Below are 4,454 nucleotides of genomic sequence, written 5' to 3' on the forward strand. Positions count from 1 at the left end.
GGTGGGGAGTGTAAGGAAATATCAGAGTAGCCATTTTTTAATCGTAACTCTTTTCTCTATAGTGTGAAGAGGGTAAGGTGTTACCAGGCGGGATTGCTAGAAAGGGGGAACTTGATGAAGGCAGCTGTGCTGTTTGTTAAAGCCTTGGAAGCTGAGGGGGTTGAATATATCTTTGGGATTCCCGGAGAGGAGAATCTCGACCTGCTGGATGCACTCAAAGATTCATCCATCAAACTTATTCTTACCCGTCATGAGCAGGCTGCAGGCTTTATGGCGGCAACCTATGGGCGTCTTACTGGAAAGGCTGGGGTCTGCCTCTCAACTCTGGGGCCGGGGGCTACCAATTTGGTAACGGCAGCAGCTTATGCCCAGCTTGGGGCGATGCCGATGCTGATGGTTACCGGGCAGAAACCGGTCAGGAGTAGCAAGCAGGGCCACTTTCAGATTGTCGATATTGTCGACATGATGCATCCACTAACCAAAACTACCCACCAGATTGTAAGCGCAAGGAATATTCCAACCAGGGTTAGAGAGGCCTTTCGCCAGGCCGAGAATGAGCGTCCCGGTGCCACCCATCTGGAGCTGCCAGAGGATATTGCCCGGGAGCATACGGATGCACCACTGATCAGAAAAAGTCTGTTTCGTCGTCCGGATGCCGATGTAATATCGGTCAAGATGGCGGTAGAGATGATTGAGGATGCCTCTTGTCCATTGATTTTGGTGGGGGCGGGTGGCAATCGCAAGCGAACCAGCAAGAGCCTGACCAAGTTTATTGAGAAGACGGGTATCCCCTTCTTCACTACCCAGATGGGGAAAGGTGTTATTGACGAGAGGGACCCCCGCTTTCTGGGGTGCGCCGCACTCTCGGCGGAAGATTTTCTTCACCGAGCTATTGATGTCGCTGACCTTATTATCAATGTGGGACATGATGTGGTGGAGAAACCCCCATTCTTTATGAAGGGAGACAAGCCCAGCGTTATTCATATCAACTACCTGACCGCAGCGGTGGATCCGGTATACCATCCACAGCTCGGAGTTATTGGAGATATTGCCAATTCACTTGCACGAATTGCCAATCAGATTGAACCAAAGAGTAGCTGGGATTTTGCCAGGGTAATGGAGGTAAAAGCACATCTGGACAACCACCTGCTTGAGGGGGTGGATGACCCCCGCTTCCCGGTATACCCGCAGCGTCTGGTTGCCGATATCAGAAAGGTGATGCCGGAGGATGGAATTATTACCCTGGATAATGGGGTCTACAAGATCTGGTTCTCCAGAAATTACCCAGCCTATCAATCCAATACCGTACTGCTTGATAACGCCCTGGCAACCATGGGTGCAGGACTACCATCAGCTATTGCGGCAAAAACAGTTTATCCAGAACGCAAGGTGATGGCGATCTGTGGGGATGGCGGTTTTATGATGAACTCGCAGGAGTTGGAGACCGCAGTGCGCCTGAAGCTTGATCTGATAATTCTGATTTTACGGGACGATGCCTACGGGATGATCAAGTGGAAGCAGCGAAATATGGGGTTTGATGATTTTGGCCTGGACTACGGAAACCCGGATTTTGTCCTTTATGCCAGGAGCTATGGGGCACACGGGCATCGTATCGAGTGTGCTGATTGTCTGTTGCAGGTGATTACCAAATGTTTTGAGACACCCGGGGTGCATCTGATTGAGGTACCAATTGATTATAGTGAGAATGATCGAATTCTGAACCATGAGATCAAGGAGAGGAGTCATCTGATATGAACAAGATTTCCATTGTTGGGGCTGGCCGTGTTGGAGAGGCGACTGCGCACCTGTTGGCAGTAAGAGAGCATGCCCGTGAGGTGGTTCTGATTGATATCAGTGAGGGCGCCGCCTCTGGAACTGCGCTTGATATTCAGGAGACCGCGCCCATCCTCGGTTTTGATACCAAGCTGACTGGTAGCGATGATCCATCCCTGATGGCAGGGTCCGAGGTGGTGGTGATTACCGCAGGGGTTCCCCGCAAACCGGGGATGTCTCGCTCTGATGTGCTGGAGACCAACCTGAAGGTAATTGACGGTATTGTCGGTAATGTTGTTAAACATGCCCCGGATGCAATCATCATCATGGTGACTAATCCGGTTGATGTGTTGACCTACCATGCATGGAAGAGCAGTGGGTGGGATCGCAGCAGGGTAATAGGGCAGGCCGGGGTGCTGGATTCAATGCGCATGGCAAGTTTTGTCTCCATGGAGACCGGCTTCTCAATCAAGGATATCAATGCGATGGTATTGGGTGGTCATGGCGATACCATGGTGCCACTGCCTCGTTTTACCACCATTAATGGTATTCCGGTCAGACAGTTTATCGATGAGGAACCACTGCAGCAGCTGATTCAGCGAACCCGTGATGGCGGTGCTGAGATTCTTGCGCTCAAGCAGAATAGTAGTGCCTATGACGCCCCGGGTGCTGCAGTTGCAGAGATGATCAGTGCGATGAGTATGAACCGGAGAAGGATCCTTCCCTGTGTGGCCATTCTTGACGGTGAGTATGGGCAGAGTGATATTGCCATGGGGGTGCCGGTGGTACTGGGGCAGAGTGGAATGGAGAGTGTGGTTGAACTTGATCTGGACAGGGAGGAGATGGGGGCGTTCTCCCAATCGGCAGAGATGGTACTTGCCGATCTGCAGAAAATTTGAGTGTCGTGTAATGCAGTACATCAAGCAACAGGGGAAAGAGAGTATCGAGAGACGGTTGTCTAAACTAGAACAGATGGTTGGCGAACGCTTTCAGAGGGTTCCGGGGTGGGATCGGATATAGAGACCCTGCATCAGCTATTTCTGGATCGTGTTGAGAACACGCCGGATAGAGTTGCCTATCAATTCCATAGCCGTAAACAGGGGTTATGGGTCGATCTTAGATGGAGACAGATTGCCGGGCGTGTTGAGCTGTGGAAGCAGCAGTTGTCTGAGGTGGTGGTGGATCGGGGAGAGCGTCTGGCTATTCTGCTGGAAAATTCACCGGATTGGATTGGTGTTGATCAGGCTGCACTCTCTCTGGGGATGGTAACAGTTCCTCTGTTCTTTAATGATCGTGCGGAAAATATGGCTTATGTGATTACCCACTCTGGCGCGAAGATCCTGATATTGAGAGAGATGGCGCAGTGGGGGGCGTTACAACCGTTGGTTGCAGCTTCAGCTCTGGAGAGGGTAATCCTGATTTCATCAGATTGGGAAAGCTCAGTTGAGCTTCGCACCATCTGGCAGAGGGCGCACGCTGTTCAAGCAGAGAGTCAGCCAACCCCACCGAATGATCTGGCAACAATTATCTATACCTCAGGCACCACAGGCAATCCCAAGGGGGTGATGCTCTCTCATGGCAACATTCTGGAAAATAGTCGTGGCGCACTCTCTGTTGCGGAGATCTTCCCGGGGGATACCTTTCTCTCCTTTCTTCCTCTTTCCCATGCCTTGGAGCGTACGGTGGGGTGTTACCTTCCAATGATGGCTGGGGCAACGGTTGCTTTTGCCCGTTCGGCATTTACGGTACAACAGGATCTACAGGATATCCAACCCACGGTATTGATAACCGTCCCCCGGCTATTTGAAAAGGTCAATGAACGCCTTGAGAAGAAGCTTGCAGATGCCTCTGGATTGATGCGCTGGTTGGTGAGAATGGCTGAGAGAGCGGGAATAACACATTTTCTGATCCAACAGGGACGAGCCAGATGGGGTGTTGCGCAATTACTTTATCCATTATTGGATCTGGTTATTGGTAGAAAAGTGAGAGCCGCGCTTGGAGGAAGGTTGCGAATTGTGGTCTCTGGTGGAGCCCCTCTGATCTCATCCATTGCAGACCGATTTCTTGGTTTTGGTATCCCTATCCTGCAGGGATACGGTTTGACCGAGTGTGGCCCAGTCGTCAGCAGTAACCATCCGGAGGCAAACTATCCAGATAGTGTTGGTGAGGTGTTACCGAAAACAGAGTTAAAAATTAAGGAGGATGGTGGTGAGCTGTTGGTGCGTGGTCCAGGAATCATGCTGGGATATTGGGGTCAACCTGAAGAGACAGACAAGGTAATTGATTCGGGAAAATGGCTGCATACCGGTGATGTTGCTGAAGTTCGGGATAACCATCTCTACATTACCGGGAGAATAAAGGATATTCTGGTTCTCTCCAATGGCGAGAAGATCTCACCTGCCGATATCGAGATTGCCATTCTTCAGGACCCATATATTGATCAAGTGATAATAGCTGGAGAGGGCAGGCCATTCCTCTCCGCATTGGTGGTAGTTAATGAACAGGGGAGAGCGGTCACTAAACAAGAGTTGTCGATGAGAATATCATCTCGCATGGCCTCATTTCCTGGATATGCAAAGGTAAAACGGCTGATTATCCTTAATGAATCATGGACTATAGAGCAGGGGCTGGTAACACCAACCATGAAGCTGCGTAGAGAGAGGATTCTTGAGTATTATCAA

3 protein-coding genes are annotated in these 4,454 nt (G+C 50.7%); all 3 read left to right on the forward strand.

The annotated features are described in order from the left end of the window. Positions 1-114 precede the first annotated feature (114 nt). Positions 115-1,755, forward strand: coding sequence for an acetolactate synthase large subunit (locus tag H8D24_00815; protein ID MBC8518935.1), 1,641 nt, complete (start codon positions 115-117; stop codon positions 1,753-1,755). Further along, positions 1,752-2,672: a malate dehydrogenase gene (mdh, locus tag H8D24_00820; GenBank protein MBC8518936.1), complete on the forward strand. Its 921-nt coding sequence runs from the start codon at positions 1,752-1,754 to the stop codon at positions 2,670-2,672. Before H8D24_00815 ends, mdh begins: the two co-directional genes overlap by 4 nt. A 105-nt stretch (positions 2,673-2,777) precedes the next feature. Beyond that, positions 2,778-4,454: long-chain fatty acid--CoA ligase (locus H8D24_00825; protein ID MBC8518937.1), on the forward strand; the 1,677-nt coding region annotated here is incomplete at its 3' end.

The organism is Candidatus Thiopontia autotrophica, assembly GCA_014384675.1.
In the GTDB taxonomy this organism is placed as follows: domain Bacteria; phylum Pseudomonadota; class Gammaproteobacteria.